The organism is Bradyrhizobium sp., from assembly GCF_035701725.1.
GTDB lineage: Bacteria > Pseudomonadota > Alphaproteobacteria > Rhizobiales > Xanthobacteraceae > Bradyrhizobium.
Window position 1 is genome coordinate 1 of the sequence record NZ_DASSRP010000341.1, and the last position, 2,689, is coordinate 2,689.

A 2,689-nucleotide genomic window follows, 5' to 3' on the forward strand; every position below is an offset into this window, starting at 1 on the left:
CTGCGACTGCGCCAGGAATATTTCTTCGTTTCGGCCTCGTTGCAGGATCTGGTCAAGCGGCACCTGGAGTCCGACGGACAGTTGCGCAGCCTGTCGCAGAAGGTCGCGGTGCAGCTCAATGACACTCATCCGAGCCTCGCCGTCACCGAATTGATGCGCATCCTGGTCGACTTGCACAACTTCCGGTGGGACGAAGCCTGGAAGATTACGGTCGATGCGCTGTCCTACACCAATCATACCCTGCTGCCGGAAGCGCTCGAGACCTGGCCGGTCGAACTGTTCCAGCGCCTGCTGCCCCGGCATCTCGAGATCATCTACCGCATCAATGTCGGCCACCTCGCGCTTGCCGAGGAGCGCTGCCCCGGCGACGTCGATTTCCGCGCCTCGGTCTCTCTGATCGACGAGAAATCCGGACGGCGCGTGCGGATGGGCCAGCTCGCTTTTGTCGGCTCGCATCGCATCAATGGCGTGTCGGCGATGCATTCCGACCTGATGAAGGAGACCGTGTTCCACGATCTCAACCATCTCTACCCCGGCCGCATCACCAACAAGACCAACGGAATCACCTTCCGCCGCTGGCTGATGCTGGCGAATCCGAAATTGACCGACCTGTTGCGCGAAACCTGCGGCGAGGCCGTGCTTGACGATCCGTCCTTGCTGCATCTTCTGGAAAAGCACGCCGGCGACGCCGCGTTCCAGGATCAATTCCGCAACGTCAAGCACCACAACAAGATCGCGCTGGCGCGGCTGATCGGCGAAAAGATCAACATCAAGGTCGACCCGGCGGCCTTGTTCGACGTGCAGATCAAGCGCATCCACGAATACAAGCGGCAGCTGCTCAACATTCTGGAGGCGATCGCCCTCTATCACGCGATCAAGGACGATCCGCAAGGAAACTGGGTGCCGCGGGTCAAGATCTTTGCCGGCAAGGCGGCGGCGAGCTATCGTTATGCCAAGTTGATCATCAAATTGATCAACGACGTGGCCGAAGTCGTCAACAACGATCCGGCGGTCGCCGGGCGATTGAAGGTCGCGTTTCTTCCCGATTACAATGTGAGCCTGGCCGAAGTCATCATTCCGGCCGCCGATCTCTCCGAACAGATTTCGACCGCCGGGATGGAAGCCTCCGGAACCGGCAATATGAAGCTCGCGCTGAACGGCGCGATCACCATCGGCACGCTTGATGGCGCCAATATCGAGATCCGCGACCATGTGGGCGCGGAGAACATCGCGATCTTCGGCATGGAGGCGGGCGATGTGATGGTCCGCCGCAAGCAGGGGCTGGACGCCACCGACGTGATCCGTGCCTCGCCGGGGCTCGCTCGCGCAATCAATGCGATCGGCAGCGGCGAATTTTCGCCCGACGACACCAGCCGTTTCGAATCGATTGCGCACGCACTGCGGCATCTCGATCACTACATGGTCAGCGCGGATTTCAATTCCTATTATGCCGCGCAGCGCGGCATCGATGACCGCTGGCAGACGCGAGCCGCCTGGACACGGGCGTCGATCCTCAACGTGGCGCGGATGGCTTGGTTCTCGTCGGACCGCACGATCGGCGAATATGCCGAGGATATCTGGAACGTTCCGGTGAACGGGCGCACGCCGAGCGCGCAGCTTCGCGCCAAAGGCTAGCCGCTCTATTCCCTGACAATGCCCTCGCCGGTCGCCTCCAGGCGGAATGCGGCGGCGAACAGCGCACGGGTGTAGTCGGTTTGCGGGTGCTTGAACAAGTCCGCGGCCGGGCCCTCCTCCACAACCTTGCCATTGCGCATCACGATCAGATGGCTTGCGAGCGAAGCGACAACGCGCAGATCGTGCGAAATGAACATATAGGTAAGGTCGCGCTTGCGCTGAAGTTCGCGGAGCAAATCGACCATCTGGGCCTGAAACAGCATGTCGAGTGCGCTGGTCGGCTCGTCCAGCACCACGAAATTCGGCTCCAGCACGGCGGCGCGCGCGATCGAGATGCGCTGGCGCTGCCCGCCGGAGAATTCATGCGGATAGCGGAAACGCGTCGCGGGATCGAGCCCGACATCGCGCAACGCCCGGACCACGCGCGCCTCGCGCTCTCCATTCGAGAGCGATGGCTGATGGACGCTGAGCCCTTCGGCCACGATATCACCGACCGACATGCGCGGGCTCAAGGCGCCGAACGGGTCCTGAAAAACGATCTGCATGTCGCGGCGATAGGGGCGCATCTCCTTAAATCGCAGCCCCTGGATCTCGTTCCCCAGGAACACGATCGGCCCATCGGACGAAATCAGCCGCAATAGCGCCAGCCCCAGCGTGGTCTTGCCGGAGCCGGACTCGCCGACGACCCCGAGCGTTTCCCCTTTGCGTACCGACAGGCTGACGCCGTCGACGGCCTTGATGTGTCCGACCACCGAGCGCATGAGGCCGCGCTTGATCGGAAACCAGACCTTCAGATTGTCGGTCGACATCACGACCGGCGCTTCAGGGCGCGGCGGCGCCGGATCGGGCTTCGGCTCAGCGTTCAGCAACGCGTGGGTGTATGGATGTTTCGGCGCGGTGAAGACCTCTTCGACCGGCCCCTGCTCGACGATCTTGCCGCCGTTCATGACGCAGACCACGTCGGCGATGCGTCGCACGATGCCAAGATCATGAGTGATGAACAAAAGGCTCATGCCGAGCCGCTTGCGGATATCGGCCAGCAGCGCCAGGATCT

At 62.1% G+C, this 2,689-nt stretch carries 2 protein-coding genes; one reads left to right on the plus strand and one right to left on the minus strand.

Features of this window, described 5'->3' with window-relative positions:
- Nucleotides 1-1,635 (plus strand): glycogen/starch/alpha-glucan phosphorylase (locus tag VFL62_RS20530; RefSeq protein ID WP_325174215.1); only part of this gene is annotated, 1,635 nt, incomplete at its 5' end.
- A gap of 5 nt (nt 1,636-1,640) precedes the next feature.
- Here the strand turns inward: VFL62_RS20530 and VFL62_RS20535 are convergent.
- A partial coding sequence (locus tag VFL62_RS20535; protein WP_325174216.1) for an ATP-binding cassette domain-containing protein occupies nt 1,641-2,689 on the minus strand: 1,049 nt, incomplete at its 5' end.